Genomic DNA, 25,760 nt, shown 5'->3' with positions numbered 1-25,760 from the left:
CGACGGGACTTCACCGTAGGCTGAGAGCAAGAGGGGGTGCCGTGACTGAACCCATTGAAAAGCCGCGCCGGGAACACCACCCTGCTCGCAAGCAACTGCGCGGGAAGGGGTATTTCCGTCGGTTGGGCCCGGGGATTGTCACCGGGGCCGCCGACGACGATCCGTCGGGAATCGCCACCTACTCGCAGGTCGGTGCCGCGACCGGAAACCGGCTCCTATGGAGCGCTCCCGTGCTTTTGCCGCTCGCATTCGCCGTACAGGAGGCGTGCGCGCGGCTGTCGCTGGTGACCGGGCTCGGACTCGCCGGCATCATCAAGCAGCGCCTGCCCCGGCCGATTCTCTACCTGTGTCTGGCATTGGTGGTCATCGCAAATACCGTCAATATCGCGGCGGATCTTGGCTCCATGGCCGCGGCGCTCCAACTGCTGGTGCCCGTTCCACAGCTCATCGGCGTGGTCGGTTTCGCGGCGATTATTGTCGTGGCAGAGATATTCGTGCCCTACCATCAGTACGCGAAAGTGCTGCGCTGGCTCTGCATTTCCTTGCTTGCCTATATTGCGGTGTTGTTCGTTGCGGATGTGCAGTGGGACGAGGTGGTGCGCGATCTCCTGATCCCCGGGTTCACCTGGACGAAGCTCGACATCGCGATGCTCATCGCGCTGGCCGGTACCACCATCTCGCCGTACCTCTTCTTCTGGCAGTCCGCCGAGGAGGTGGAAGAGCGTCACCGCATCAAGAACTATCGCGTCTCGACCGCGCACATTCACGCGATGCGCGGGGACGTGTTTGCCGGAATGCTCACCGGTGTCATCGTGATGACGGCCATCATGATCACGGCATCGGCGACCCTCCACAAGAACGGCATCACCGATATTCAGACCGCGGAGCAGGCGGCCGCGGCCCTTCAGCCCATCGCTGGCGAGTATGCGGGGGTGCTGTTCTTGGTCGGCATCGTGGGTGTGGGGCTCCTGAGTGTGCCCGTACTCGCCGGGGCCAGCGCGTATGCCATTGCGGAGACCTTTGGCTGGCGCGAGAGCCTCGAGAAACGCCCGAGCCAGGCGCGGGCGTTCTATGCCGTGCTGTTCGTCTCGATCCTGATCGGGCTGTCGCTCAATCTCATCGGGCTGAACCCGATGACGTTCCTGTTCATCGCTGCGGTGACGAACGGCCTGGCGGCACCCATCCTGATGGCGGTGGTCTGGTGGCTCGCCAACGACAAGAAGCTGCTGGGCAAGTGGAGGAGCCCGCTGTGGTCGCGGATCCTGCTCGGGATCGCAACCCTCGCCATGGCGCTGCTGCCACTGCTGTGGGTGTTGGCGCCGTAGCGAGCTGGCGCCTGAGCGCGCTGGCGCGTTAGCGCTTCTTCTTACCAAAGATGAAGAGGTAGAGCATCTCGAGGATGCCGACCGTATTCACCAAGAGCAGCGTCACAAACCACCCGGGCGACCTGTTGGAGCCAGCGCGATAGAGCGCGAAGGCCTTCCAGATCAGACTCCACACGCCGAGTGCAACTGCCGGCGCAACCGCCTCGGGGTGTTCCTTGAAGTATTCCTGTTTCTTTGCCATGACCCCATTCTCCTCGCTTCGCCCGCGCAAACAAGCTCGAATTCGCTTCGACGCGACACACCCGCCGATTCCCGACGGTTGAAACCGGCGGCCGCCGCCCCTCCAACGACATCCACCAAAATTCCAGCACCGGCTGGCTACGCTGAGGCGTATGAACTGCCCTACAGATGGAACCACTCTGCTCATGAGCGAGCGCCACGGAGTCCAGATCGACTACTGCCCACAGTGCCGGGGCGTGTGGCTCGATCGAGGTGAACTCGACAAGATCCTCGAGCGTGTTCAGGTCGAGGCCGCTTCGATCCCGGCATCGAGTTACGCGCAGCCTGCGCAGCAGGCAGCACCCGCTGCGCAGCCGAGCTACCAGCAGCCTCGTTACGACGACCGGCGCGAGCACCGCGACAGCCGGGATTACCGCGACAGCGACAGCAAGTACCGCAAGAAGAAAAGCCCGTTCGACTTCCTCGGCGATATTCTCGGGTAGCAACCCTGCTCGCGCTTACTCCTCCTCGGTGTCACGTTCAAGCCAAGCGAGAAGCGCATCGCGCACGAACCGAGCGCCCTCGACTCCCCCGTAGTTCACGGAGAAGCGCGGATCGGCCACGTACATGTCAGCCAAACTGCGTACGTACTCGCCCACACCTGTGCCCTCGGCCGCGGGGGTGCCGGGCACTGATCTGAGCCACTCGATGTGCATACTCGCGACGCGCTGCGCCTCCGCTGACTCAGGCGCGCTACACGGAGTGTTCGCGACGGTGATCCATTCACGGTTCAGCAGTTCAACCCGCTGCTGGAAGCTTTCTTTGCTCTCCCGCCCGAGCCCCTTCCACCACCGATCCGAGGCCTCGGCCGCTTCTTCGCCCCACCGCTGCTCGACCTCCTCGCGGTACTGCGCGTGATTGAACCCGTCAAACATCTTTTCGGCCACAATCGTCTCCTTTTCTTTCTGCACGCGGATCGCGTGTCCAACCGCCTCGATCTGGCGGCCGATCTGGTCCTGCTGCTGTCGAAGCACTTCCAGGTGCCCTTCGAGCGCCCCTATTTCGTCTCGTTGCCGCGACAAGATCTCACCCACCTGGGCCAGGCTGAGGCCCAATTCACGCATGAGCAACACGCGCTGCAGCCGTTGTAGCGCCGCCTCGTCGTAGTACCGGTAGCCGTTGCTGCCGATACGGCTGGCCGGCACCAGCCCGAGGTCGCCGTAGTGACGCAGTGCACGGGCCGTCGTACCCGCTAAGCGCGCGACCTGCTGTATTGACCACTCCATGCCTAGAAGCCTAAAAGCTGACGTTGCGTCAATGTCAAGCCGATTGCCGCCCGTCCACGTTATGCCACGATCTGATGACGACACTCGGCGTGGGCCTGGTGCGGACGGTGGTCGAGTTCGGCCTCCACGCGCTATGGACCACCGTTGGCGGCACATCCCTGGGCGCGCTGGGCGCGCAGCAGATTGGGGGTAGATCGGGCAGACGCCCCCGGGCAGCACGCTCACCGCGGCCGAGTGGAATACCCTCCCCCGCGCCGAGAGGTCGAAATCCGCTGGCGTTCAGCTCGCAGTCGAGCATATTTTGACTTCTCAGTAACTGAATCGAGATGCGGATCCCGGGTCCCCGACCCCGTCTTGTTGCCACGGGCGGCAGCGGAGCAACAGAAAAGGCCCGAACTTCGTTGATTTCTCAACGTTGTTCGGGCCTTCGTTTCTGTGGCGGGTGAGGGATTCGAACCCCCGTAGGCATAGCCAGCTGATTTACAGTCAGCCCCCTTTGGCCGCTCGGGTAACCCGCCATCGGTCATTTACACGACCAGAGAATCACTTTACTGGGTCGCGCGCCCGAACGGAAATCACGCGTGCCGCACCCACCTGGGAGTCGCGCAGACACACACGCAGACACAGTCCCGCAGCGGATCCGCCACCCACCTGGCGGCTCACCGCACGCGCGCGTTGACCTCTTCGATCCACTCATCGAGGCCCGCCACCGGAGATGCCAACCCGTGCCGGTGCGCGGCCACCGACACCGCCTGCTCGCGCAGGAACGCCAGCAGTTCCACCGGCCCGGCCATCGTCACGTGGTCGGCCCACAGCGTCACGCGGGCGAGCCCACCCATCCACTCGGCCGCTCGGGTGCGATCGCCACCGATGAGGCGCACCCGCAACGCCGGCGAACCGTCATCCAGCACCACGCCAGCACCGCCCGCGCCTCCGGCGTGACCGGCGGGCCCGGCCACCGCGATCCGCTCGAGCCATGCCTCGTCGCGCTCAAGCGACACGGTGATGCCCTGTCGGGCAAGAAACTCAGAGATACCAGCTGGCGGCACCGCCCCCGTCGACACCGATACCGGCGCCCCGACAGTGAACGCCGAGACGAGCACCCGAATCAGATCGCCGAGTTCGCCACCCTCCGCGAGTCGCACGTGCGTGGACACCGGCCAGTGCCGCAGTAGGTTCCGCTCGACGCCCAGTCCGATCGGGTCGTGCAGCCGCCCCAGCGTCGTGCGCCAGGCGAGGGCATCGCTGAGCGCGGCCCGCCGCACGTGGTCAAAACTCTCGTAGTCGAGCGCCGACTGCGCCGTCTCGATCAAGATCTGCACCTCGGGATCGAGCCCACGCAGGTGCAGCGTCGCACTGGGCGTGCCCTCGCGCAGCCTCCAGGATCCGAGCGTCACCAGCCGATTCGGGCCGCCCGCCAGCGGCTGCGCCCCCATGCCCGAGTGCCCGAGCCCACCACCCGGAAGCCGCTCGATGCGCCCACCCGTTGTGGCCCGCCCCACCACCAGCGTCGCCGCGCGCACGCGCTCCAGCCACGGCACGATCTCACTCTCCTCGCCAGCGTGCAGCGCCGCCACGCTGCCGCACCCGAGTTCGCCCTGCAGCGCGATCGCCTCGTCGACGGTGCGCGCCGCGATCACGCCGATCACCGGCACACCGACCGCATCCGCCCAGAACGACGAGTCGCGTCGCACCCCGATGCGTACGCCAGGCTGCCAGAGACGCCCCTCGTCGTCGAGCTGTTCGGGCTCCACGAGCCACTCCTCGCCGGGCTGCAGCTCGGTGAGTGCTCGCCTCCCCGCCTCGCTCACCGGCTCGGGCAGCGGCCCGACATCAAAAATCAGTGGATCCTGGTCGCCCGGCCGCCCCGTATCGCCCACGCGCAGCGCGCGCACGGCATCCTCGAGCTGCCCGCGGAGCCTGCGCGAGCGGGCCGCCGACCCGAGCAGCACCAGCGCGCGCGCCAGACTCGGGCTCGCGTGACCGGCGCCAAACCCAGACCGCACCACCGCGCGCACGGCCGCCACCGGGTCGGTGCTGGGCGCGATGAGGCTCGACCCGAGCGCGCGGAACCGGCCCGAAACCCGCAGGTCGGGGCGACGACGCACGAACGCCTCGGCGGTGCTCCTGCCGCCCAGCACGAGGGCGCGATCCACCCGGGTGTCTGCGGCGAAGCGCGTCGCACGCTCGCCGCCCGCGGTCACGAGCGTCACCAGGCCAGCCGGCAACCCGGCGGCCTGCCACTCTTCGAGCAGCACCGCGGTCGACCGCGCGACGGTGGGGTGGGCGACGCACACCACGGTGGATCCGGCGGCCAGCACCGCAATCAGCGCCTCCGCGCGCTCGTCAAGCGGCACCCCGGCCTCCGCCACCACCAGGGCGAGCGGATCGGGCTGAAACTCGGCGCCGCGTACCGCGCCCAGGCCCGCAGTGAGCTGACCCAGGTATCGCGCGGCATCGACGGCACCGTTGATCTCGGCATCGATCACCGGCGCGGGTGCTCCGCTCTCGCTCGCGAGCGCCACGACGAGCCGGTCACGCGCGGCGACGGTGCCCAGCGCGAGTCGGCGCACCCGGGTGGCGCGGTCGGCGGGGCGCTGTGCCCGCCACGCTTCGCCCGCCGCGAGTGCGTGGTCGATGATGGCCTCGGGATCCACCTCTGCGTCGTAGGGGGTGTCATCGCCGAGTTGGGCCGTGCGCTCGTCGCGGGCCTGCGCGAGCAGCCTCCGCACCCACTCGCGGTTCTCGGGGCGGGTCGCGTCGGTGTCGGGCTCATTCGCAAACCCCGACTCGGAGATCACCGGAAGCCGCAGCGATGGCCCCGCGGGCTCGAGGATGATGCGGCCGGTGGATCCGCGGGTGAGTCCGAGCACCGCGGCGGTAAGGCCGCCCGTGTCGAAGCGCTCGGTATCGGCGGGTGGGCGGTAGAACAGGGCGCTGTCGCGCTCGCTCGGATCCCACTCTCGGTCGCGCCGCTGCGTGCGTTGCGAGGCTGGGAACGGTTCGGAGGCCAGCTCCAGGGCCTGACGCAGGCTCTCCCGCTCGGCTTCGAGCGCCGCCAGGCCGCGAGCTCGCGCCGGGTGCACCCCGTCGCGCCCGTCCTCGAGCGGGTCGACGGGATCGCTCGCCCCCTCCACCAGCGCGGCCAGTCGGGCGAGCGTCGATTCGGTGTCTGCGGCCTCGGCGGCGAGCGCGATCAACGTGCCGAGCGCCCCGGCAAACTCCTTCGGTGGGATGAATGGCAGGTGCACGCGCACCCGATGCCCGGCCGCGGAGAGCGCCCGAGCGAATCCGTCGGCGGTTCCGGCGCGCAGCTGCAGCTCGATCGTGTAGGCACCCCCGCGACGTTCGGCAAGCTCCAGCGCCGCGGCCAGCAGGTGCGGATCTTCGCTCGCGGCCACCACCCGTAGGGCACCACTTGCGCTCGCGCCAAGCAGCAGATCCATCAGCCTGAGCCACTGCGCCTCCTGCGCAACGCGCCCCCCGAGCGTCGGTACGGCGAGGCCGGTGCCCAGCGAGGCGATTTGCTCGCGCCCCGAGATCCCGGCGATGTCCACGGTGACCTCGAGCGGCGCCCCACCGTCTTTCGCGCGCAGGTGCGCAAAGCGGATCAGTCGCTCGGCGATGCCGCGCGACTCGGGCAGCTCGGCCAGCAGCGTCACTCCGGCACGCAGGCCGTCGCAGGCCGCGGCGGTGAGCGCGCGCACCAGGATCTCGGGGGCGAGGAGCGCCCCGCGGTAGCCGGTGGGCGTCAGCGAGACGGTCGTGTCGTGTGCCGTCGCCGCTTCCAGCACGGGCCGCAGGGCGAGTGCGGCGAGCTGGGCGTCGCGATCCACTGACCAGTCGCTCCCGCCCGCGAGCACCCGGGCAGGATCGATCGCGAGATGCGTTACCTCGGGCAGCGATGCGAGCAGCTTCAATCGGTGGATCGCGGTTTCGACACCCGCCGGCCCGAGCACGTCGTCGCCGCGCAGGGCAACCACCGTGGTGAGCCCGGCCTCGCGGTTACTGGCGATCGCCTCGCCCAGGTCACTCTTTCTCGCGCGCTTCTCCGGCTTCTTCTCGGGCCTTCTCTCCGGCGCATCTGCGGTGTCGGCACCCAGGTCGGCACCCTCGTCACCCGGAATCTTTGCCGCGAGCACAAGCGGCGACACCCGCTCGCGCAGCCAGCGCCGGGCAATCGGCAGCACCGCCCAGGGCAAGCCGAGCGAGGCGATGCCACCGGCCCGCATGGCGAGCCGGTCTCGCGCGGGCAGCGAAGGCGGAAGGTTACGCGAGGCTTCGCGCAGGCCCAGCGCCGCGGCGAAGGGATCCGCAGAACCAACAATGGTTTCCAGGAGCCCGCGCGTGAACGCAAACCCCCCGGGATCGCGGCGCACTCCCTCGAGCAGGTCGGCGCCGGACTGTTCGAGCTGGGCGAGCCACGCCTCAACTCGGGCTTCGGCCGCAGCGGCGACCCCGTCGACTTCGTCGCGATCCACACCCATATGCCCACTGTAGGGCGATGCCCCCTCTGTGCCAGCAGGGCACGCGGGCGCGAGGCGCAGCGCCGCCCGGTTGCGATTGCGGCGCGAATCTTTGGGTCGCGCCCCGCACGCAGCGGCTACGCGGCTGGGGCCGGATCCACCTCGGCGATCGCGGCGAGGAACCGGTCGTTCATCTCGGGGGCGCCCACCGTGACACGCACGCCCTCGCTGCCAAACGCGCGCACGACCACGCCGTGCTCCTGCAGCGCGGCATCGATCTCGGGGGTACGCTCGCCCGTGCGCAACCACACGAAGTTGGCGAAGGAATCGGGCGCATGCCAGCCGGCCTCGCGCAGTGCGTCGAGCACGCGGGCACGCTCGGTCACGATCACGTCGATGCGCTCCTGCAGCTCGGCCTCGGCCGCGAGCGAGGCGACGGCCGCGACCTGCGCCAGATTGCTCACCCCGAACGGCAGTGCGACCCGCCGGAGGTTCGCGATGACCGCTTCGTGCGCCACCGCGTACCCGACCCGGAGGCCCGCGAGGCCGTACGCCTTCGAGAAGGTGTGCAGCACGGCGACGTTCTCGTGGCGGCGGAAGAAGTCGAGCCCGTCGGCCTTTTCGTCGGCCGTATTGAAGTGAGCGTAGGCCTCGTCAAAGACCACGAGCACGTGTGCGGGCACCGCAGCGAGAAATTCCTCCAGCTCGCGCTCGGTCACGGCCGCGCCCGTCGGGTTGTTGGGGCTGCACACGAGAATCAGTCGGGTGCGCTCGGTCACCGCCGCGGCCATCGCGGCGAAGTCGTGTCGCTCGTCGACAGTCAGCGGCACGGGCACCGGGGTCGCGCCGGCAACCTGGGTGAGGATCGGGTACGCCTCAAACGAGCGCCACGGGAAGATCACCTCGTCGCCCTCACCCGCCGACGACTGAATGAGCTGCATGAGCACCTCGGTTGAGCCCGCGCCGACCGAGATCTGCTCGGGACGCACGCTCAGCCCCTCAGCAATGCGGTGGATCAGCTCCACCGCCCCCGTGTCGGGGTAGAGGTGGAACCCCTGCAGCTGGCCTTCGACTGCCTCGCGCACCGACGCGAGCGGCGGGTACGGGTTCTCGTTCGACGAGAGCTTCACCGCATTCGGGATCGCCTTGCCCTGAATGTAGGCGGGAAGTTTTTCGATGCCATCGCGCTGCACAACCATGTGCACACTCTACCGATTCGCGGGTCGCGGGTCAGGCTACGAGGCGGCCCCGCCGTATTCGCCGGTCGCCACGAGGATGCCGCGGGCGAGCACCGCGTCGCGCATCAGGAACCCGAGCACCGCGGGGGTGGCCTGGGGGTCGATGTCGATGCGATCCACACTCAGCGCGTGCACGACGAACCAGTAGTGATGCACCCCCGTGCCCGCGGGGGGCCCGGCGCCGATGAACTCGGGTGCCCTCGTTTCGTTGGGCATGGTGATCGCGACCTCGGGCAAAAGCCCCGCCGCGGGGTCGCCTGCGCCGCTCGGCAGTGCGGTGATGCCTGCCGGAATGTTCGCGACGGCCCAGTGCCAGAAGCCGGATCCCGTCGGCGCGTCGGGGTCGAAGCATGTCACCGCAAAGCTCCGGGTTTCGGCGGGAAAACCCGACCAACTCAGCTGCGGCGAGCGATTCTCGCCCCCGGAGACGGCATCAAACACCTGCGCGGGTAGCGGTTCGCCCTCGCTGATGTCGCTGCTCGTGAGCGTGAACTCGGGTACCTGTCGCATCCCGGCATAGGGATAGATCTCACCGCGGGAGGGATTCTGATGGGTCATGGGGGCCTCACTTCTCTGCGGGCTGCACTTCGGGGTTCGCTGAGTATTCTTCGCTGACCATCCCGGTTGCCTCGTGAATTGAGCCCGTGCGGGAGACGCGCAAGGAGGTCGACTTCAGCCTAGGGCCCCGGGCAACGCCACGCATAGATCCACTCGGTATACTTTAGGGAACCGTGCACACTGCAGCGCGCGGATACGTTTGAGTCGCGAATTGGGGTGGGACATGGCAATTACGACAGGGTCTGAACGGGCCCGCGCCACTCTCGCGTATCTGCGTCGCAACATCACCATGGGCACGTGGCCGGTGGGCAGCCGAATCCCGATCGAGCCAGAGCTGGCCGAGCAGACGGGCGTTGGCCGATCCACCGTGCGCGAAGCTGTGCGATCGCTCGCCAGCATCGGCATGCTCGAGACGCTGCCCGGGCGCGGCACCTTCGTGCGCTCGGCGGCACCCACGAGCGCGCTGCTCAACGAGTACCTCAGCGATTTCACGCTGGAAGAGATTCTGAGCTACCGTCGTGCGCTCGAGATCGAGGCCGCGCAGCAGGCCGCCCTGCAGCGCACCGACGAAGACCTCGAGGCGCTCGAACAGGCCGCGATCGACGAGAAGGGCTGCACGCGTTGCCCAGTGCTGATGAACGGGGGCGAGTCGTCGGCCTTCGACAGCCGCTTCCACCGACTGATTTTCGATGCGGCGAAAAACCGCCTGCTCGCGTCACTGTACGCGGGCACTAACGATCAGTTGCGCACGCCCGCCCACCGCGGGCGGCTCGCCAACGTCGCGACCGCGAGCGAGATGGAGCGAGATCACGCGCGGGTGCTCGATGCGATTCGCCGCCGCGATTTCATCGACGCGGTGCATTCGATGGCGGATCACGTCGACCACGACGTCGTGATCGTGAACGACCAGCACGAGGTGGTGCCGGCGCTCGTGCGCACCCCCGAGGCGCAGCAGCGCATTGATGTGGCCCGCAGCGCCGAGGATCGACGCAGCCAGAAGGTTTAGCATTGTCGGGTGTCTGAGCCCAAGATCTTGCTGTACTACGCGTTCGCGCCCGTTAGCGACCCCGAAGCGGTGCGCCTGTGGCAGCGCGAACTGTGCGCCTCGCTCGGCCTGCGCGGCCGCATCATCATCTCGCCGCACGGCATCAACGGCACAGTCGGCGGCGAGCTCGACGCGTGCAAGCAGTACCTGCGTCGCACGCGCGAGTACGGGCCGTTTGCCGGGCTCGAGGTGAAGTGGAGCGCGGGCAGCGGGTTTGTCTCTGAGACGGAGAGCGCGGGGGCTGCTGCTGGTTCTGCTGGTGCGGGTGCTGGTTTTGTTGGTGCGGGTTCCACTCAGCGTCCGTTGCGCAGTGGCAGAACCCTTACCGGCAAGCGGCGCCCCGCGCCCTGGAAGCAAATCGTCGACTTCCCGAAGCTCAACGTGAAGGTGCGCGACGAGTTGGTCGCGTTCGGCACCGCCGACGAGTTGCAGGTCGACGCTGGCGGCGTGGTCGGGGGCGGGGTACACCTGTCGCCCGAGGCCGTCAACGAGCTGGTCGCCTCGCGCGGCGAGGAGGTCGTGTTCTTCGATGGTCGCAACGCTTACGAGGCGGCGATCGGCCGATTCAAGGGGGCCGTGGTGCCCGAGGTCGCGACCACGCACGGCTTCATCGGCGAGATCGAGCGGGGGGCGTTCGACGAGCTCAAGCATCGCCCGGTCGTCACCTACTGCACGGGCGGGATCCGCTGCGAGGTGCTGTCTGCGGCGATGCTCGAACGCGGGTTCACCGAGGTCTACCAGATTGACGGGGGCATCGTGCGTTACGGCGAGGCCTTCGGCAACGACGGGCTGTGGGAGGGATCGCTCGCGGTATTCGACGGCCGCGAATCGATCGATTTTGCGCAGGGTGCCGCGGTGGTCGGCCGCTGTGCGGTATGCGACACGCCGTCAAACCGCCTGGCGAACTGCGCCGATCCGGCCTGCCGGGCACGCTTCGTGGCGTGCGACGCGCACGCGGTCGAACGATGCCACGAACACGGTGGATCGGCCGACGCCTCCCCCGCGGCGGTCGCCCGCGCTGCCTCAAGTTAGGCGATCCGCCCGATCGACCCGGCCCGCGGTTACTGTGTTCGCAGGAGCTTGGTGAGCCCCTGTTCGTCCGCGAGGCGGGGGTCCGTGCGGTTCTCGGGGCGCACCCCCGTCTTGTCGCGATAGAACGCGCGCACGCGATCCATGTCTGCCACCACGTCGCCCGTGAGGTGGATCGTCTCGCCGAGACCGGCGGACTTCGTGGCTCCATCAGCGAATCCCAGTGTGACCGGGAGCCCTGCTGCCCAGGCGATGCGGTAGAAGCCGCTGCGCCAGCCAGCACCCTTGCGCGTGCCCTCGGGTGTCACGACCAGGATGAACTGGTCGGTCTCACCCGCTCGCTTCACGACCGCGTCGACAGTGCCCGCCGCGTTGGAGCGGTCGACCGGGATGCCGCCAAGGCCCCGCATCGCGGGGCCAGCGATGCCGCGGAACAGCTCGCGCTTGCCGAGCCAGTGGATGCGCAGGCGAGCATCCCAGGCGATGGCGAGCATCAGGAGGAAGTCGAAGTTCGAGGTGTGCGGGGCGCCAATGAGGATGCGGGGCCCCGCGACCGGATGCTGTTCGCGCACGAGGTGCCACCTTGAGAGCGCCCAAAACACCTTCGCGATGCCCGCACGAATTGTGACCCCGATCATCCACCCAGCGTACGCCCCACTGGTGCGGCTCGCTTAATGCTTCCCGGACTCCCCCGCCCTCATCCACGCCCTGACAGTCGTCCCAGCAGGCCGCAGCCCGGCACCCGCAGAGCGCCACCTCGAAACCCAGCCCTCCCCCTCGCCGGGTTGACCGCCGCGCAGGGTTCGGGGCTCTTCAACCCTGCACGAGCGTCCACTTGACTGGGCTCACGCCCGCTTCCGCGAACGGGTTGACCGTCACACGGGGTTCAGCGCGCTTCAACCCTGCGGGAGCGTCCACCCGCGGTGCCCCTTCAGGCGCCGGCCTCGCCGCCCCAGCCTCCCCGGCGCAGGGCATCGTGGATCCGCCCGCGCAACACCAGTGGCTGCTGGTACTGGAGTGTCGCGGTGACGCGCACCACAGACCAACCGTTTGCGGCGTAGTCGTGATACTTCTGGATATCGCGATTCCACTGATCGACAAGAACACGGTGGTGATCGCCCTCGTACTCGAGCGCAACGCGAAACTCAGGGTAGGCGAGCTCGCTACAACCGAGCAGCCTGCCATCAGGCCCACGCACATCAACGTCGAGCTTGGGCTCGGGAAACCCCCACTCGTTGAGCAGGAGTCGCAGGTGGCTCTCGGGCGGCGAGGCCGAAGCCGTCACGAGCAGCGGCAGCGCGCAACGGAGCAGAGTTGCCCCGGGTCTGGCGAGTTCAGTGAGTTTGGCCAGTTCTTGGCGTGTTCCGAGCGGCGGGTCTTCGTGTCGATCGGTGCCGGGGATACGCGTGTGCCTCAGGACCGCATCGCCCAGCGCGACACGATCGGGGAGTGCCAAGCGGTGGGCAAGCACCACCCAGATGCTCGCGGGGGTGAGGGTCGGGAGACCAAAGCGCATGGTGGTCTGGACGAGATGCTGGCGGATTTGGGACCCGCGCACTGTGGCCCTGCGGACAGCCCGCGCCGGCGCGAGAACGCCCACTTCGATGTCGTCACTTCGTGCAGGGGGAATGGGCAGATTCCAGAGAACCGCCGCCGTTCGTCCGGTGAAAAACGAGCCCGCTGGCATGATCGCGGCGAACTCTTCCGCTTTCAGTCGCTGCCGCAGTGCCCAGGCCTGTCGCGGTGGAAGGTCGTTGATCCGCGCGTGTTCTGCGGGGTTTCGCCTCCGATACACGCCGATGAACGGATGCTCGAGATCAGCGCATCGCAGCCTGCCGCGGCTAACGCCGAGCGCCTGGGCCTGTTCGGTCGTGAAGACCTCGCCAAGTTGTTGCGGGAGTGGAGTGCGGGGATACGGCATCGAACCAGCTTGATCGGGTTGTTGCGGCATGGAACCGGTCTTGCGCGTTCTGTGGAGAAGGCCCGCGTTCTCCCCGCATCTGGATGCGTGTGAGCGGGATTGCACGAGTTGGGGTTCGCGTGGTGCCTGAACGTACCCGCCTGCGAACCCCGCACTGGAGGCTGCCGCGGGCAGGCGTTGCCTGCCCTTGCCGTCGGGAACGGTGGCCAGGCGAGTCTTGGGTCACCTCAGTGGAGATGAACCGGGCGGGCTTCCAGCGGATCGTCTCGGCACCAGACCGGGCACTCCCGCACCACCCGTGCGTCGTCGGTCAGCGGTCGGTTTCGCCACTCCACGTCCGAGCTTCCCCTCTGCTCGGTGAGGGAGCCGGTGGACACCTACGCAGGGTTGAATCGCGCGCATCCCTGCGCGGGGGTCCACCCGATTGCGAGCGTGGCGCGCGGAGCGAGTCAGGTGGGCACTGACGCAGGGTTCGGCGACGCGTAACCGTGCGCCGCGGTCCACCCGCCAACCGTCACCCGCGAGTCGGAACGATGGCTACCAGATGGAGACGCGGGCCTCGGGCTCCATCCACAAGGCATCGCCGGGCTTGGTGCCATACGCCTCGTGGAAGGCATCGAGGTTGGCGACGATCTGATTGCAGCGGAACTCGTTCGGCGAGTGCGGGTCGACCGTGAGTAGGCGCGCCGTTTCCTCGGGCCGCGACTTCTGCTGCCACGCCTGCGCCCACGCCAGGAAGAACCGCTCGGCACCGGTCAACCCCTCAACGACGGGCGGCTCGGCGCCATCAAGAGACAAAAGGTACGCCTTCCACGCGATCGCGAGCCCGCCCAGGTCGCCGATGTTTTCGCCGATCGTGAGCTCGCCGTTGACCGTCTTGCCGTCGGCACCCTCGGGCGAGAGCGCGTTGTACTGGTCGATCAGCGCACGGGTGCGGGTCTCAAACGCGGCGCGATCCGCCTCCGTCCACCAATCGGTGAGCTTGCCGTCGCCGTCGTATCGCGACCCCTGGTCGTCGAAGCCGTGCCCGATCTCGTGGCCGATCACGGCGCCGATCGCGCCGTAGTTCGCGGCAGCATCCCAGTTCGCGTCGAAGAACGGCGGCTGCAAAATGGCCGCGGGGAACACGATCTCGTTGAAGCCAGGGTTGTAGTACGCGTTCACGGTCTGCGGGGTCATGAACCACTCATCGCGATCGATGGGCTTGCCCACCTTCCCGATCTCGCGCTCAAACTCCATCTCGGCGACGCGCCGCGAGTTGCCAAGCAGGTCACCCGCGTCAACGACGAGCCTCGAGTAGTCGCGCCACTTCACCGGGTAGCCGACCTTCGGCGTGAACTTCTCGAGCTTCTCGAGCGCGCGCGCCTTGGTCGCCTCACTCATCCACTCCAGTTCGTGGATGGACTGCCGGTACGCCTCGACGAGAAACCCGACGAGCACGTCCATTTCGGCCTTCGACGACTCGTCGAAGTGACGCTCGACGTAGAGCTTGCCCACGGCCTCGCCCATCGAGCCCTCCACAAACGAGACCCCGCGGCGCCACCGGTCGCGCTGCTCGGTCGCACCGGTGAGCGCGGTGCCGTAGAAGTCGAAGTTTGCGCGAGAGATCTCCTGCGAGAGCAAGGCGGCGGATCCACGCACGATCTGCCACACGAGCCACGCCCGCCATGCCTCGAGTTCTTCGGGCACGAGGAGCTCTGCCAGACCCGCGATCGCGTCGGGCTGCCCGACGACGACCTCGGAGAACGCCGACTCGGGTGCCCCCGCCGCGGCCAAGTAGGCCCGCCAATCGAGGGCGGGGGTCAGCTCCTGCAGCTCTGCGAAGGTGCGGAGATTGTAGAGCTTCTGGATGTCGCGGCTGGCGACGCGGTCCCAGTGTTTTGCGGCGATGCGGCGCTCGAGCTCGTAGCTGAGTTCGGCGAGGCGATCCGCGCCTTCGACCCCCGCGAGCCCCAGCATGCGCGCGATGTGCGCGCGGTACTGCTCACGAATCTCGGCGAACTCGTCCTCGCGATAATACGACTCGTCGGGCAGCCCGAGGCCGCCCTGCATCACGAACACGATGTAGCGGGTGGGGTCGCCCGGGTCATTGTCGATGTAGAGGCCCGCGAATCCTGAGCCGCCCTGTCGCTCGCGCTCGGCGACGAGCTGTACCAGTTCCTCGATCGAAGTGACACCGAGCGCCTGCGCGAGGTCGGGCGCGATTGGCTGCGCCCCGAGCGCATCGGCGCGATCCACGTCCATGAAGCTCGCGTAGAGCGCCGCGATCTTGTCGGCCTCGGTCTCGGCGAGGGCGCCGGCAGCGGGTGCCGGGGTGCCCGTGATGATGTCGCGCACCGCGGCCTCGGCGTTCTCGGCGAGCACCGCGAACGAACCGTAGCGCGCCTTGTCGGAGGGAATTTCGGTGCGTGCGATCCAGCGCCCGTTCACGTGCCGAAACAGGTCATCTTGGGGGCGGATCGCCGGGTCGAGTTCGGCGAGGTCAACGCCCGCGGGGCCGTAATTGCCAGGGGAGACGGTGTCAGCACTCATGCGTTCCACACTAACGGGCGGCGCGCTCGGAGCGGCGGCGCGTTCGCTGACAGCGGGTGCAAGCGATGCTCGCGCGCAGCTGCATGCGAGACGCACGCACCCGCGTGATTACTGCGGCACCCCGAAGCTGTGCGCGAGCTTGATCTGCGCGGCGGCATCCGAGCCCATGAAGTCGAGCACCGCCTGCGCGGCCGCAGGATCCGCTGCGGTCGTCGCCACGGAGCTCGAAAACACCGTGTCGATCGCGCAGTCGGCCGGGAGCACCCCGAGGATGCGCACACCCGGCTGCCCGACGAGCTCGCTCAACTGTTGGAATCCGAGGTCGACCTCGCCGTCGGCGAGCAGCTTCGCGACGGGGATGCCGGGGTGAGCCTGCACCAGGCGATCGCCGACTTCGCCCGCGAGCCCCCAGCCATCGATCATCTGCACCAGCGCGGTTCCGCTGGGGCCCGTCGAGTATCCGATGCGGGTCGCGGCCTGCAGCGCTTCTCGCACGCCGTCGGCGTCGGTGAACGCGACACCCTCGGGGCGGATCGCGGGCTCGGTCGAGCCCGACGGCACGGCGACGGCAACCTGCGATAGGACGAGTGGCCGCACGGTGGCGGGATCCACCTGCCCATCTGCCGCGAGGCGTGCCAACGCATCGGAGGCGAGGAAGACGAGGTCATACGATTCCCCTGCGGCGACGCGCTTCGCGGCATCGACGCCGCCGACCGATTCGATCTCAAGCTCGGGCAAACCGGCCTGTGCCGACGCGGCGGCCAAATCGGCGAGCACGTGACGCGTCGCCATCGACGAGATGGCTTTCATACCGCGTCCTCGAATGTCTCGGCATCGACCTCGGAGTTGCCAACCGGGTTGTAGCGGGGACCCGATACCGTCGCCTGCGAGATCAACTCACCTGCCTGTGCCAGCAGGGCCGGATCAACCGCCAGGTCACGAGCCGCGAAGTTCTCACGCATGTGTGCGATGTTCGTCGTGCCGGGGATCGGGATCACGTGTTCGCCTCGCGACAAGAGCCACGCGAGCGCGAGTTGCGCGGGAGTGCAGCCAGCCTCGGCGGCAAGTGCGTGCCACCGCGGCAGCAGCGCAGCATTGATCGGCCAGTTCTCCGCCTGGAAGCGGGGCATCGCGCGGCGGATGTCCTTCTCAGTGAGCCGCGCAGGGTCGGCAACACCGTCGGCGAGGAAGCCGCGGGCCACCGGTGAGAATGCGACCAGCGCGACCCCATCCTGTCGCGTGGCCTCGAGCATGCCGAGTTCGGGGTTGCGCGTCCACAGCGAATACTCGTTCTGCACGGCCGCGATTGGTGCCACCGACTGCGCCTCGCGCAGCCGCGCGACCGACACCTCGGAGAGGCCGACTGCGCCGATCTTGCCGGCGCTCATCGCCTCGGCCAGAGCACCAACGCTCTCGCCGATCGGCACCTTCTTGTCCCACCGGTGCAGGTAGTACAGGTCGACGTGATCGACACCGAGCCGGCCCAGCGAGGCGTCGACCTGCGCGCGCAGGGTCTCTGGGCGGCCATCGATCACCTTGACGCCATCGACGATCGACATGCCGCCCTTGCTTGCGAGCACGATCTCATCTCGACGCCCGGCGATCGCGCGGCCCACGAGTTCCTCGTTGCGACCGCCACCGTACAGCGTCGCCGTATCGAGCATCTCCACGCCGGCATCGAGGGCCGCGCGCAGCAGCGCCAGGCCCTCGGCCTCGGCCGGGGGCACACCATAGGCATGGCTCAGCGACATGCACCCGAGGCCGAAACGAGGCAGCTTCACGCGAGCTGTTCCTCGAGCATGCCGAGCACGCGGTAGCAGTCGAGCACCTGACGGATCGACGAGTTCGGTTCGCGCCCCTCGCGGATCGCCGCAATGAACTCGCGATCCTGCAACTCGATGCCGTTCATGCTCACCGCGACGTTCGTGACGTCGATCTGCTGCTCGTTGCCGTCGAACAGGTCGTCGTAGCGCGCGACATAGGTCGCGGTGTCGCCGATGTAGCGGAAGAAGGTGCCGAACGGACCCTCGTTGTTGAACGACAGCGACAGCGTGCAGATGGCCCCGGTTTCGCTCTTCAGTTGGATCGACATGTCCATTGCGATCCCGAGCTCGGGGTGGATCGGCCCCTGGATGGCGTTGGCCTGCACGATCTTGCCCGCCTGGTAGGCGAACAGATCCACCGTGTGGGCGGCGTGATGCCACAGCAGGTGATCGGTCCACGAACGCGGCTCGCCCTTGGCGTTCGTGTTCGAGCGGCGAAAGAAGTACGTCTGCACGTCCATCTGCTGCACGTTGAACTCGCCCGCCGTGATTCGGTTGTGCACAAGCTGGTGCGAGGGGTTGAACCGGCGCGTGTGGCCGACCATCGCGATCTTGCCGGAGGCCTCGGCGGTCTCAGCCGCGGCGAACGCCGCCTCGGCATCGGCGAAGGAATCGGCCAGCGGGATCTCGACCTGCACGTGCTTGCCCGCGGCGAGCACCGCCTGGGTCTGCGAGGCGTGCAGGCCCGTCGGGGTGGCGAGGATCACGGCATCGACATCGTCGCGCTCGAGCACCGCGTCAAGGCCGACCACGGCGTTCGGAACGCCGTACTGCGCGGCGACGGCATCCGCCTTCTCCTGCGAGGTGGCACTCACCACGGTCACCACCGCATCTTCGATGTTCTTCAGCCCGTCGAGGTGCTTCATGCCGAAGGCGCCTGCTGCGCCGACGACGGCGATCCGTACCTTGTCACTACTCATGCGTGTGTCTTTCTGCTGTGTCGAAATGGGAGCGTGCGGGTGCCGATTACGCCGAGGGGTTGGAGATCACGAGGTGACCCACCGCGGTGTTGGAAGCCGGCACGTGGTAGAACCGGTGATCCACTGTGGGAGCCTCGCCGCCGAACTGATCGTCCATCGCGCCGCGGGCGATAAGCCAATCGACCAGCTCGATGCCCTCCGAACCCGCCTCGTCAACGTACTCCATGTGCGGCCACTCGGTAAGCCCCAGCGGGTCGGCAATCAGATGGTCAAGGAACGCGTTGTCCCACTCCTCGTTGATGAGGCCCGCGCGCGGGCCCTGCAGCTGGTGGCTCATGCCGCCGGTGCCCCAGATCTGCACGTTGAGTTCGGGGCCGTCCCACTTGTCGAGGGCCCGACGCAGCGCCTTACCGAGCTCGTAGCAGCGGCGGCCTGACGGCACCGGATACTGCACGACGTTCACGGCGAGCGGGATGACCTTGCATGGCCATTCCTCGACATCGCCGAATACGAGCGAGAGCGGCACGGTCAGGCCGTGATCCACCACCATCTCGTTCACCAGGGTGAGATCGAAATCATCCTGGATCACCGACTGCGCGAGGTGGGCGGCGAATTCGGGGTAGCCCTGGACATCGGGCACCGGGCGCGGGCCGTAGCCCTCGTCGGCGACCGGGTATTCGGCGCCGGTTCCCAAGACGAAGGTCGGGATGATCGAGGAGTCGAACGCGGTGGCGTGGTCGTTGTACACGAGGATCACGACGTCAGGGGTGTTCTCCTTGGCCCACTTGCGGGTCCACTCGTAGCCGCTGAACACCTTCTTCCAGTACGGCTCCTCGGTCTTGCCGTGATCCATCGCCGCGCCGATCGCGGGCACGTGGGAGGTGAACAGCGCCGAGGTGTACTTCGCGGGCGCGTCGGGCCGCATGACCTCTGACTTCTCGGTCGACGGCGGGGTCCACCCGTCGAGATCCTTCAGCCGCACGCCCTCGGGGCGACGGCCACCACCGATCATCATGTCGCGGTAGGCGGCCTCGCTCATGCCGGTCATCGAGCCAGCCATCTGCTGGAAGCTCAGGCCGTGCGTGGCGCCGATCTTGCTGAGGAAGTAGATGTTGCCGCCCTCGGCCATCATGGCATTGAGATCCATGTCGAGCACCGCCTGGCGCTGCGCGGGGTTCAGCGGCCACTCGTCGAGGTACGCCTCGCGGTCGGCGAGGTAGCGCTCACGGTTCTCGGGCTTCATCAGCGACATCGAGAACTGGTTGAGGTGGTACCCCTTGCGGGCCATTTCGGCATCAAAAATGATGGTGCCGGGGACGTCTTTATATGGCTTATCGAGTGCCATGTCATGCTCCTTCTGGCCAGTAGAGGCGGGTGGGGTTGTCTACGAGCAGCTTCTGCTGCAGTTCGGGGGTGGGTGCGATGTGCGGGATGAAGTCGACCAGCAGCCCGTCGTCGGGCATGTGATCCTTCAGGTTCGGGTGTGGCCAATCGGTGCCCCAGAGCACGCGATCGGGAAACTCCTCGACGACGCGACGCGCGAACGGCACCACATCGGTGTACGCGTTCTGCTCGCCGCCGAGCGCGCGCGGGCCGCTGGTGGAGAGTCGCTCGGGGCAGGAGACCTTGGTCCAGACGTTCGGGTTTTCCCGCATGAAGCGCAGGAACAGCTCAAACTCGGGGCCGTTCGGGTCTTTGGTCACGTCGGGGCGACCCATGTGGTCGACGACGAGGTCGGTGGGGATCGCCGAGAAGAAGTCGTACAGTTCGGGCAGATCCTCGGCCTCGAAGTAGATGACGACGTGCCAGCCGAGTGGGGCGATCTTCGCAACGATCTCGTCGAGCGACTCGGTCGGCACGCGGTCGACCAGCCGCTTCACGAAGTTGAAGCGCACGCCTCGCACGCCGGCGGCGTGCAGTTCGGCGAGCTCCGCCTCGGTGACATCGCGGCGAACCGTGGCGACACCGCGGGCGCGACCCTCGCTGCGCTGCAGCGCGTCGACGAGTGCGCGGTTGTCCGCGCCGTGGCAGGTGGCCTGCACGATCACGTTGCGCTCGAAGCCGAGGTGGTCGCGCAGTGCGAACAGCTGGTCGGCCGAGGCGTCGCACGGGGTGTACTTGCGCTCCGGCGCGTACGGGAACTGCTCGCCCGGACCGAACACGTGGCAGTGCGCGTCCACCGCGCCCGCGGGCACGCGGAAGGTTGGAGTCGTGGGCCCGTCATACCAGTCGAGCCATCCGGGCGACTTTTCGAAGCCGCCGCTGGTGTCGCCGTGTGCCATGGTAATCAGTCCTCCACGTACTCGAGGCCGGCCTTGGCCAGCGGTTCACGCATGTTGTAGATGTCCAGCCCGAGCACGCCCTCGCCGAACTGCTGGCGCTTCGCCTCTTCGTTGTCTTCGCGCTTCTGGCTGGCATCGGCGACCGCGCCGACGAGCTCGCGCGGCACGACCACGACGCCGTCGACATCGGCAACCACGACGTCACCCGGGTTGACCACGGCATTCGCCACGACAACCTGCACGTTCACCGAGCCGAGGGTCGCCTTGACGGTGCCCTTCGAGTTGATCGCGCGCGAGAAGACCGGGAAGCCCATCTTTTCGAGGTCGGCGACATCGCGCACGCCGCCGTCGATCACGAGGCCGTTGCAGCCGCGTGCGGTGAGCGAGGTGGCGAGGAGGTCGCCAAAGAAACCGTCTTCGCTCTCGGTGGTGCAGCCGGCGACCACCACGTCACCCTCCTGCACCTGCTCGGCGGCGACGTGGAACATCCAGTTGTCACCGGGCTGCAGCAGCACCGTCACGGCTGGGCCGCACAGCTTGGCGCCGGTGTACACGGGCCGAATGTAGGGGCGCATGAGGCCCACGCGACCCATGGCCTCGTGAATCGTGGCGACGCCGAACTGCGAGAGCCGGGCGACGTCGGCCGGGTCGGGCCGCTCGATGTTGGTGTGAACGATGCCGAGGTTGTTGAGGCGCAAGATCTTCTCCGGGTCGAGTTCTTGGGGTTTAGGGGCTGTGGTGAGACAGTGGATCACTGCCCGCGGTCAGAGCCCGCGTGCAGTCAGCGCGCGGTCGACGCGCGGGTACAGGCGGCGGGCGTTGCCCTCGAAGACCTGCTGCCGCTGCTCGTCGGTCAGGTTCGGGGTCGCGTCGACGTAGCGCTTCGTGTCGTCGAAGTAGTGGCCGGTGCGCGGGTCGATGTCGCGCACGGCACCGATCATCTCGCTGGCAAACAGGATGTTGTCGACGGGGATCACCGAGGTGAGCAGGTCGATGCCCGGCTGGTGGTAGACGCAGGTGTCGAAGAACACATTGTTCAGCAGGTGTTCTTCGAGCTCGGGCTTGCCGAGTGCCATCGCTAGCCCGCGGAAGCGACCCCAGTGGTAGGGAACCGCGCCACCACCGTGCGGAATCACGAACTTCAGATCGGGGAAATCGCGAAACAGGTCGCCCTTGAGCAGCTGCATGAAGGCGGTGGTGTCGGCATTGAGGTAGTGGTCGCCGGTGGTGTGGAAGACCGACTTGCACGAGGTGCTGACGTGGATCATGGCCGGAAGCTCGTACTCGACGAGCTTCTCGTAGATCGGGTACCAGGAGCGATCGGTCAGCGCCGGTGCCGTCCACTTGCCGCCCGACGGATCGGGGTTGAGGTTGACGGTGACCGCACCCAACTCTTCGACGGCGCGGGTGAGCTCGGCGAGGACGGTCTCGGGAGCGGCACCCGGAGACTGCGGAAGCATCGCCCCGGGCAGGAAGCGATCGGGGAAGAGTTCGCTGACGCGCGCGCACAGGTCGTTGCAAATGCGTGCCCAGGTCTCGGAGATTTCGAGGTCACCGATGTGGTGGGCCATGAACGAGGCGCGGGGGCTGAAGACAGTGACGTCGCTGCCCCGGTCGTTCATGAGGCGCAGCTGGTTGGCCTCAATCGTCTCGATGATGTCGTCGTCGCTGATGCGGAGCGCGGCGGGATCGGGGGCCTCGCCCTCACCGTTCGCAAAGGCGATCTGCAGGTCACGCCAGGCTCCGAGTTGCGCGGGAGCGGTGGTGTAGTGGCCGTGGATGTCGATGATCAACGTGTGGCGTCCTTGTCATTGGAATGCGGGTGGCTGCATACCGGAGCCCGGGAGCGGGCGACGATGCCGGATGCTGGTACTCACGACTCTAGGCGGGTTTGCCGGTATGGGCCAATAGATATATCACGCGCAGCCCATAGATAGGATCGATACATGGCGCTCCCCGACCTCAACCAATTGCGCACCTTCGTCGTGCTCTACGAGATGCGCAGTCTCACCGCCGCCGCCGACCGACTGCACGTGACCCAACCGACCGTCAGCTACACCCTCGCGCGGCTGCGCGAACGGTTCGGCGACGACCTCTTCCGCCGCGAGGGCCACGTCATGGTGCCGACCACCCGGGCCACCCAATTGTTTGGCCCGCTGCACGAGGCCCTCGCTCAGATCGATGCCGTCGTGAGTGTGCCCGATGACTTCGAGCCGGCGCAGTTCACCGGCGAACTCATGCTCGGGCTCACCTCGATCGGCGAGCAGACGTTTCTTCCCCCGATTATGGCGGCGCTCGCACGCGAGGCCGCGGGCCCCCACCTGCAGGTTGAGCGCCTAGACGCGGACCAGGTTGAGGACGGGCTGATCCGCGGCACCATCGACCTGGCGATGACGGTCTCGCTGATCGCGACCCCGAGCTTGTGGCGCACCCGGGTACGCGCCGTCGAGTACGTCGCGCTCTCCTCCGGCTCCCACCCGCTGCCCCCCACCGGGCCCCGCATGTTCGCGGATCGCCGCTTCGTGCGGGTGTCGGCCCGCGGCGGCCACGTCTTTCCGCTGCGCGCTCTCTCGGAGCACGGGCTCCTGCCGCAGGTCGCGCTCACGGTCGAGGAGTACGCCACCGTGCCCGCAGTGCTCGAGGCGACCGACCTCGTCGTGCTGCTGCCGCGGCACGTCGCCGAGGTGTTCTGTGGGTGGTTTCCCAGATTGCGGATCGCGGAGCTGCCCTGGCCCGGCCAGAGCACGCCAGTCTCCCTCTACACCCGGCGCGAGGCAAGCCTGTCACCCGCGCAGCGCTGGTTCCGAGCGCTCGTGGTGGGCGCCGTTGCCGACGGGGTCGAGACTGATCGCGGCGAGCACACCGACTAGCGGCGCGGACGATTCCAGCTGGCCTTCGCCGGAGTGAGTGGGCTGCGCACGTGGATGGACCATGTCGAGTGGGGGTGGATCGAGAGGATCGCCTTCTCCCACCAGGCCCTGGCCTCATCACACAGCCTGGGGAACACGGCATCCTTGTCGAGCTCGTCCTCGGGACGAGGGCGCAGCGCCTTCCACACGAGCTGCACCTCCGGCGCGCCGGTCGGGATGCCGTCGATGTCGAGCACGGCGCGATCCCACGGCAACTGCAGCCGCGGATCGCGCAGGTAGAGCCAGCCGCGCGGGCTGCCGTCCTCGACGTTGATTTGCAGCACCCAGGCACCGGTCTCATCGTCGTGCACGCGCACCGGCTGTAGATCGGCGTCTTCGGCCGCGTCAGCCGCGTCGGGCCAGGGCTTCACCGCGTCGTCGCCGTCCGGGATCCACGCGCTGTATCGCGCCGGGAGCGCGGCGACCAACTGTGCGACATCGGCCCTCGTCGTGCTGACGTCGATGTTGACGCGGTCACGGATCGGCTCTCCGAGCCAGCGGTCGAGGGCGACGCCGCCCGAGATCCACCAGCGCGCGGGCGTGCCGCCGAAGAGCTCCGCCACGCTCTCAGCCGACAGTGGCTCCCAGCGTGTGTCGAGGCTCGGTGTGGATGTCATGCCTTCAGCGTACCCGGCGCTGACCTTCGATCCACCCGCCGCACGCGCTCGAGCAGTACGGTTCCGGAGTCGCGCGGCCTCACCCCGTCGGGGATCTCACTCTGGTCGGGTAAATGTGGGCAGATCGACCCGACCAGAGTCAAATACCCGACCTGGGTCACAGGGTGCGCGCTAGCGTGGTGAGCATGCCCACCCCAGTGGATCGCCGCAACAGCAACCGGCGCATCAGCGACCGCGGCCACATCGCCCGCCGCCGCCTCGACCGCCGCATCGCCTCGCTCGCGGTGCCCGCGCTCGGGGCGCTCGTTGCCGAGCCGCTGTTTCTGGTCGTCGACACCGCACTCGTGGGGCACCTCGGCGCGATTCCCCTCGCGGGCCTCGCGATCGCGGCGACGGTGCTGCAGACCGCGGTCGGGCTCATGGTCTTCCTCGCTTACGCGACCACCCCGCTCGTGGCGCGGCGGCGCGGGGCGGGTGACCTGCGCGGCGCCGTGCAGGCGGGGGTCGACGGCCTGTGGCTTGCGGGCGGCATCGGCCTCCTACTCGCGGCGGGGCTATGGTCGGCGAGCGCGCCGGTCGTGCGCCTCTTCACGCGCGACCCGCAGGTAGTGGATCACGCCCACACCTACCTCGCGATCTCGTGCGCGGGGCTGCCCGCCATGCTCGTGGTGTTCGCGGCGACGGGGTTGCTGCGCGGCCTGCAAGACACCCGCACTCCGCTGTATGTGGCGGGCATTGGCTTCGCCGCGAACGCCCTGCTGAACTGGATCTTCATCTATGGGCTCGGCTGGGGCATCGCGGGCAGCGCCTGGGGCACGGTCGCGGCGCAGTGGGGCATGGTGGCGGTTTACCTGGTGGTCGTCTCCCGGCACGCCCGCGCGCACGGTGTCACCGCGTGGCCACAGCGAGCCGGACTCGGGCACGCGGGCCGCAGCGGGGGGTGGCTGTTCGTCCGCACGATCGGCCTGCGCGCCGCGCTCCTCCTCACGGTCGGGGCCGCGGCGACCCAGGGCACGGTCGCCACCGCCGGCTACCAGGTGGTCTTCACCCTGTTTTCGACCGCGGCATTCGCCCTCGATGCGCTCGCGATTGCCGCGCAGGCGCTCATCGGCGACGCACTGGGCGCACGCAACGCCGAGCGCGCGCGGGCGATTCTGCGCCGATCGGTGTTCTGGGGCCTCGCCAGCGGCACGGCCATCGGCGCGCTGCTCGCGGCCCTCAGCCCCGTCGTCGGTCGCATCTTCACGAACGACCCGGCGGTGCTGGCTGCGCTTCCCCCGTCGCTCCTCGTGCTCGGAATATCGCTCCCCCTCGGCGGTTTCGTGTTCGTGCTCGACGGGGTGTTGATGGGCGCGGGCGACGCGCGCTACCTCGCGTGGACGAGCCTCGTGAATCTCGCCGCCTACCTGCCGGTGCTCTGGGTCATCACCCAAGTCACGGCCGCGGCTGCCCCCGGCCCCGGGCCCACAGGTGTCGGCGGGCTCACTGCGCTCACCGCTGCCTTCACCATCGCTTTCATGGCCGCGCGTGCGGTGACGCTGGGGCTGCGCGTGCGCACCGAGCGGTGGGTGGTGCTGGGCGTGTAGCGCC

General features: G+C 68.0%; 22 protein-coding genes and 1 tRNA gene. 6 read left to right on the top strand and 17 right to left on the bottom strand.

The genetic code is table 11. From position 1 onward, the window contains the following. Positions 1-41: 41 nt before the first annotated feature. The gene (locus ACR0R4_RS01665; RefSeq protein WP_433645589.1) at positions 42-1,325 is read left to right on the top strand and encodes an NRAMP family divalent metal transporter; all 1,284 of its coding nucleotides are present in this window, start codon (positions 42-44) and stop codon (positions 1,323-1,325) included. A gap of 28 nt (positions 1,326-1,353) precedes the next feature. On the opposite strand, the gene ACR0R4_RS01660 is transcribed toward ACR0R4_RS01665, so the two are convergent. Continuing rightward, positions 1,354-1,566, bottom strand: a complete 213-nt coding sequence (locus tag ACR0R4_RS01660; protein WP_433645588.1) for a DUF5652 family protein — start codon at positions 1,564-1,566, stop codon at positions 1,354-1,356. Positions 1,567-1,717: 151 nt separating this feature from the next. Here ACR0R4_RS01660 and ACR0R4_RS01655 point away from each other — a divergent pair, with 151 nt between their 5' ends. Further along, positions 1,718-2,047 (top strand): TFIIB-type zinc ribbon-containing protein, encoded by a 330-nt coding sequence (locus tag ACR0R4_RS01655; RefSeq protein WP_433645587.1) that lies wholly within the window; start codon positions 1,718-1,720, stop codon positions 2,045-2,047. A 15-nt stretch (positions 2,048-2,062) separates the two neighbouring features. On the opposite strand, the gene ACR0R4_RS01650 is transcribed toward ACR0R4_RS01655, so the two are convergent. From ACR0R4_RS01650 to ACR0R4_RS01630, 5 genes are all read right to left on the bottom strand, one after another. Further along, positions 2,063-2,830 carry a MerR family transcriptional regulator gene (locus tag ACR0R4_RS01650; RefSeq protein WP_433645586.1) on the bottom strand — a complete coding sequence of 256 codons (768 nt, stop codon included), beginning with the start codon at positions 2,828-2,830 and terminating at the stop codon, positions 2,063-2,065. 436 nt (positions 2,831-3,266) lie between these two features. Next, positions 3,267-3,348 (bottom strand) — tRNA-Tyr (locus ACR0R4_RS01645). 141 nt (positions 3,349-3,489) lie between these two features. Beyond that, positions 3,490-7,317 (bottom strand): aldehyde dehydrogenase family protein, encoded by a 3,828-nt coding sequence (locus ACR0R4_RS01640; RefSeq protein ID WP_433645585.1) that lies wholly within the window; start codon positions 7,315-7,317, stop codon positions 3,490-3,492. Between the two features lie 116 nt (positions 7,318-7,433). After that, positions 7,434-8,495, bottom strand: coding sequence for a histidinol-phosphate transaminase (gene hisC, locus ACR0R4_RS01635; protein ID WP_433645584.1), 1,062 nt, complete (start codon positions 8,493-8,495; stop codon positions 7,434-7,436). A gap of 36 nt (positions 8,496-8,531) precedes the next feature. Then, entirely contained in the window at positions 8,532-9,092 is a 561-nt protein-coding gene (locus ACR0R4_RS01630) for a YbhB/YbcL family Raf kinase inhibitor-like protein (protein WP_433645583.1), read from the bottom strand. Positions 9,093-9,315: 223 nt separating this feature from the next. Between ACR0R4_RS01630 and ACR0R4_RS01625 the strand changes: the two genes are divergently transcribed. Both ACR0R4_RS01625 and ACR0R4_RS01620 read left to right on the top strand, forming a co-directional pair. Then, on the top strand, positions 9,316-10,098 hold the full coding sequence (locus ACR0R4_RS01625; RefSeq protein WP_433645582.1) for a FadR/GntR family transcriptional regulator: 783 nt from the start codon (positions 9,316-9,318) through the stop codon (positions 10,096-10,098). Positions 10,099-10,107: 9 nt separating this feature from the next. Beyond that, positions 10,108-11,169 carry a tRNA uridine(34) hydroxylase gene (locus ACR0R4_RS01620; RefSeq protein ID WP_433645581.1) on the top strand — a complete coding sequence of 354 codons (1,062 nt, stop codon included), beginning with the start codon at positions 10,108-10,110 and terminating at the stop codon, positions 11,167-11,169. 29 nt (positions 11,170-11,198) lie between these two features. Here ACR0R4_RS01620 and ACR0R4_RS01615 read toward each other — a convergent pair whose 3' ends face one another. From ACR0R4_RS01615 to ACR0R4_RS01570, 10 genes are all read right to left on the bottom strand, one after another. After that, positions 11,199-11,804: a 1-acyl-sn-glycerol-3-phosphate acyltransferase gene (locus ACR0R4_RS01615; protein ID WP_433645580.1), complete on the bottom strand. Its 606-nt coding sequence runs from the start codon at positions 11,802-11,804 to the stop codon at positions 11,199-11,201. Positions 11,805-12,097: 293 nt separating this feature from the next. Continuing rightward, positions 12,098-13,117, bottom strand: coding sequence for a putative endonuclease domain-containing protein (locus ACR0R4_RS01610; RefSeq protein ID WP_433645579.1), 1,020 nt, complete (start codon positions 13,115-13,117; stop codon positions 12,098-12,100). Between the two features lie 507 nt (positions 13,118-13,624). After that, a complete protein-coding gene (locus tag ACR0R4_RS01605; RefSeq protein ID WP_433645578.1) occupies positions 13,625-15,619 on the bottom strand; it encodes a M13 family metallopeptidase in 1,995 nt (664 codons plus the stop codon). Positions 15,620-15,727: 108 nt separating this feature from the next. After that, positions 15,728-16,429, bottom strand: coding sequence for a substrate-binding domain-containing protein (locus ACR0R4_RS01600; RefSeq protein ID WP_433645577.1), 702 nt, complete (start codon positions 16,427-16,429; stop codon positions 15,728-15,730). Next, positions 16,426-17,400 carry an aldo/keto reductase gene (locus ACR0R4_RS01595; RefSeq protein WP_433645576.1) on the bottom strand — a complete coding sequence of 325 codons (975 nt, stop codon included), beginning with the start codon at positions 17,398-17,400 and terminating at the stop codon, positions 16,426-16,428. Before ACR0R4_RS01595 ends, ACR0R4_RS01600 begins: the two co-directional genes overlap by 4 nt. Further along, positions 17,397-18,362 (bottom strand): Gfo/Idh/MocA family oxidoreductase, encoded by a 966-nt coding sequence (locus ACR0R4_RS01590; RefSeq protein ID WP_433645575.1) that lies wholly within the window; start codon positions 18,360-18,362, stop codon positions 17,397-17,399. The genes ACR0R4_RS01595 and ACR0R4_RS01590 overlap by 4 nt, the downstream gene beginning before the upstream one ends. A 46-nt stretch (positions 18,363-18,408) precedes the next feature. Beyond that, positions 18,409-19,707 (bottom strand): protocatechuate 4,5-dioxygenase subunit alpha/beta, encoded by a 1,299-nt coding sequence (locus tag ACR0R4_RS01585; RefSeq protein ID WP_433645574.1) that lies wholly within the window; start codon positions 19,705-19,707, stop codon positions 18,409-18,411. A gap of 1 nt (position 19,708) precedes the next feature. Then, entirely contained in the window at positions 19,709-20,644 is a 936-nt protein-coding gene (locus ACR0R4_RS01580; RefSeq protein ID WP_433645573.1) for an amidohydrolase family protein, read from the bottom strand. Between the two features lie 5 nt (positions 20,645-20,649). Next, complete coding sequence (ligK, locus tag ACR0R4_RS01575; RefSeq protein WP_433645572.1) at positions 20,650-21,342, bottom strand: 4-carboxy-4-hydroxy-2-oxoadipate aldolase/oxaloacetate decarboxylase; 693 nt, start codon at positions 21,340-21,342, stop codon at positions 20,650-20,652. A gap of 66 nt (positions 21,343-21,408) precedes the next feature. Further along, entirely contained in the window at positions 21,409-22,374 is a 966-nt protein-coding gene (locus ACR0R4_RS01570; protein ID WP_433645641.1) for an amidohydrolase family protein, read from the bottom strand. Positions 22,375-22,590: 216 nt separating this feature from the next. On the opposite strand from ACR0R4_RS01570, the gene ACR0R4_RS01565 reads away from it, so the two are divergent. After that, positions 22,591-23,514 (top strand): LysR family transcriptional regulator, encoded by a 924-nt coding sequence (locus ACR0R4_RS01565; RefSeq protein ID WP_433645571.1) that lies wholly within the window; start codon positions 22,591-22,593, stop codon positions 23,512-23,514. Here the strand turns inward: ACR0R4_RS01565 and ACR0R4_RS01560 are convergent. Further along, entirely contained in the window at positions 23,511-24,170 is a 660-nt protein-coding gene (locus tag ACR0R4_RS01560) for a nucleotidyltransferase domain-containing protein (protein ID WP_433645570.1), read from the bottom strand. The two genes, ACR0R4_RS01565 and ACR0R4_RS01560, sit on opposite strands and share 4 nt — an antisense overlap. 185 nt (positions 24,171-24,355) lie before the next feature. Between ACR0R4_RS01560 and ACR0R4_RS01555 the strand changes: the two genes are divergently transcribed. Next, complete coding sequence (locus ACR0R4_RS01555; protein WP_433645569.1) at positions 24,356-25,756, top strand: MATE family efflux transporter; 1,401 nt, start codon at positions 24,356-24,358, stop codon at positions 25,754-25,756. Positions 25,757-25,760: the final 4 nt, after the last annotated feature.

Source organism: Leucobacter fengyongliangi, from assembly GCF_050971685.1.
Classification (GTDB): Bacteria; Actinomycetota; Actinomycetes; order Actinomycetales; family Microbacteriaceae; genus Leucobacter.
This window is presented reverse-complemented; position numbering and strand designations above follow the sequence as displayed.

Excerpts from the sequence above, each read along its gene's own strand:
- ACR0R4_RS01655 (WP_433645587.1), top strand. The coding sequence starts at position 1,718 with ATGAACTGCCCTACAGATGGAACCACTCTGCTCATGAGCGAGCGCCAC.
- ACR0R4_RS01650 (WP_433645586.1), bottom strand. The coding sequence starts at position 2,830 with ATGGAGTGGTCAATACAGCAGGTCGCGCGCTTAGCGGGTACGACGGCC.
- ACR0R4_RS01565 (WP_433645571.1), top strand. The coding sequence starts at position 22,591 with ATGGCGCTCCCCGACCTCAACCAATTGCGCACCTTCGTCGTGCTCTAC.
- ACR0R4_RS01610 (WP_433645579.1), bottom strand. The coding sequence starts at position 13,117 with ATGCCGCAACAACCCGATCAAGCTGGTTCGATGCCGTATCCCCGCACT.
- ACR0R4_RS01625 (WP_433645582.1), top strand. The coding sequence starts at position 9,316 with ATGGCAATTACGACAGGGTCTGAACGGGCCCGCGCCACTCTCGCGTAT.
- ACR0R4_RS01600 (WP_433645577.1), bottom strand. The coding sequence starts at position 16,429 with ATGAAAGCCATCTCGTCGATGGCGACGCGTCACGTGCTCGCCGATTTG.
- ACR0R4_RS01590 (WP_433645575.1), bottom strand. The coding sequence starts at position 18,362 with ATGAGTAGTGACAAGGTACGGATCGCCGTCGTCGGCGCAGCAGGCGCC.
- ACR0R4_RS01640 (WP_433645585.1), bottom strand. The coding sequence starts at position 7,317 with ATGGGTGTGGATCGCGACGAAGTCGACGGGGTCGCCGCTGCGGCCGAA.
- ACR0R4_RS01605 (WP_433645578.1), bottom strand. The coding sequence starts at position 15,619 with ATGAGTGCTGACACCGTCTCCCCTGGCAATTACGGCCCCGCGGGCGTT.
- ACR0R4_RS01615 (WP_433645580.1), bottom strand. The coding sequence starts at position 11,804 with ATGATCGGGGTCACAATTCGTGCGGGCATCGCGAAGGTGTTTTGGGCG.
- ACR0R4_RS01660 (WP_433645588.1), bottom strand. The coding sequence starts at position 1,566 with ATGGCAAAGAAACAGGAATACTTCAAGGAACACCCCGAGGCGGTTGCG.
- ACR0R4_RS01630 (WP_433645583.1), bottom strand. The coding sequence starts at position 9,092 with ATGACCCATCAGAATCCCTCCCGCGGTGAGATCTATCCCTATGCCGGG.
- ACR0R4_RS01560 (WP_433645570.1), bottom strand. The coding sequence starts at position 24,170 with ATGACATCCACACCGAGCCTCGACACACGCTGGGAGCCACTGTCGGCT.
- ACR0R4_RS01555 (WP_433645569.1), top strand. The coding sequence starts at position 24,356 with ATGCCCACCCCAGTGGATCGCCGCAACAGCAACCGGCGCATCAGCGAC.
- ACR0R4_RS01585 (WP_433645574.1), bottom strand. The coding sequence starts at position 19,707 with ATGGCACTCGATAAGCCATATAAAGACGTCCCCGGCACCATCATTTTT.
- ACR0R4_RS01580 (WP_433645573.1), bottom strand. The coding sequence starts at position 20,644 with ATGGCACACGGCGACACCAGCGGCGGCTTCGAAAAGTCGCCCGGATGG.
- hisC (WP_433645584.1), bottom strand. The coding sequence starts at position 8,495 with ATGGTTGTGCAGCGCGATGGCATCGAAAAACTTCCCGCCTACATTCAG.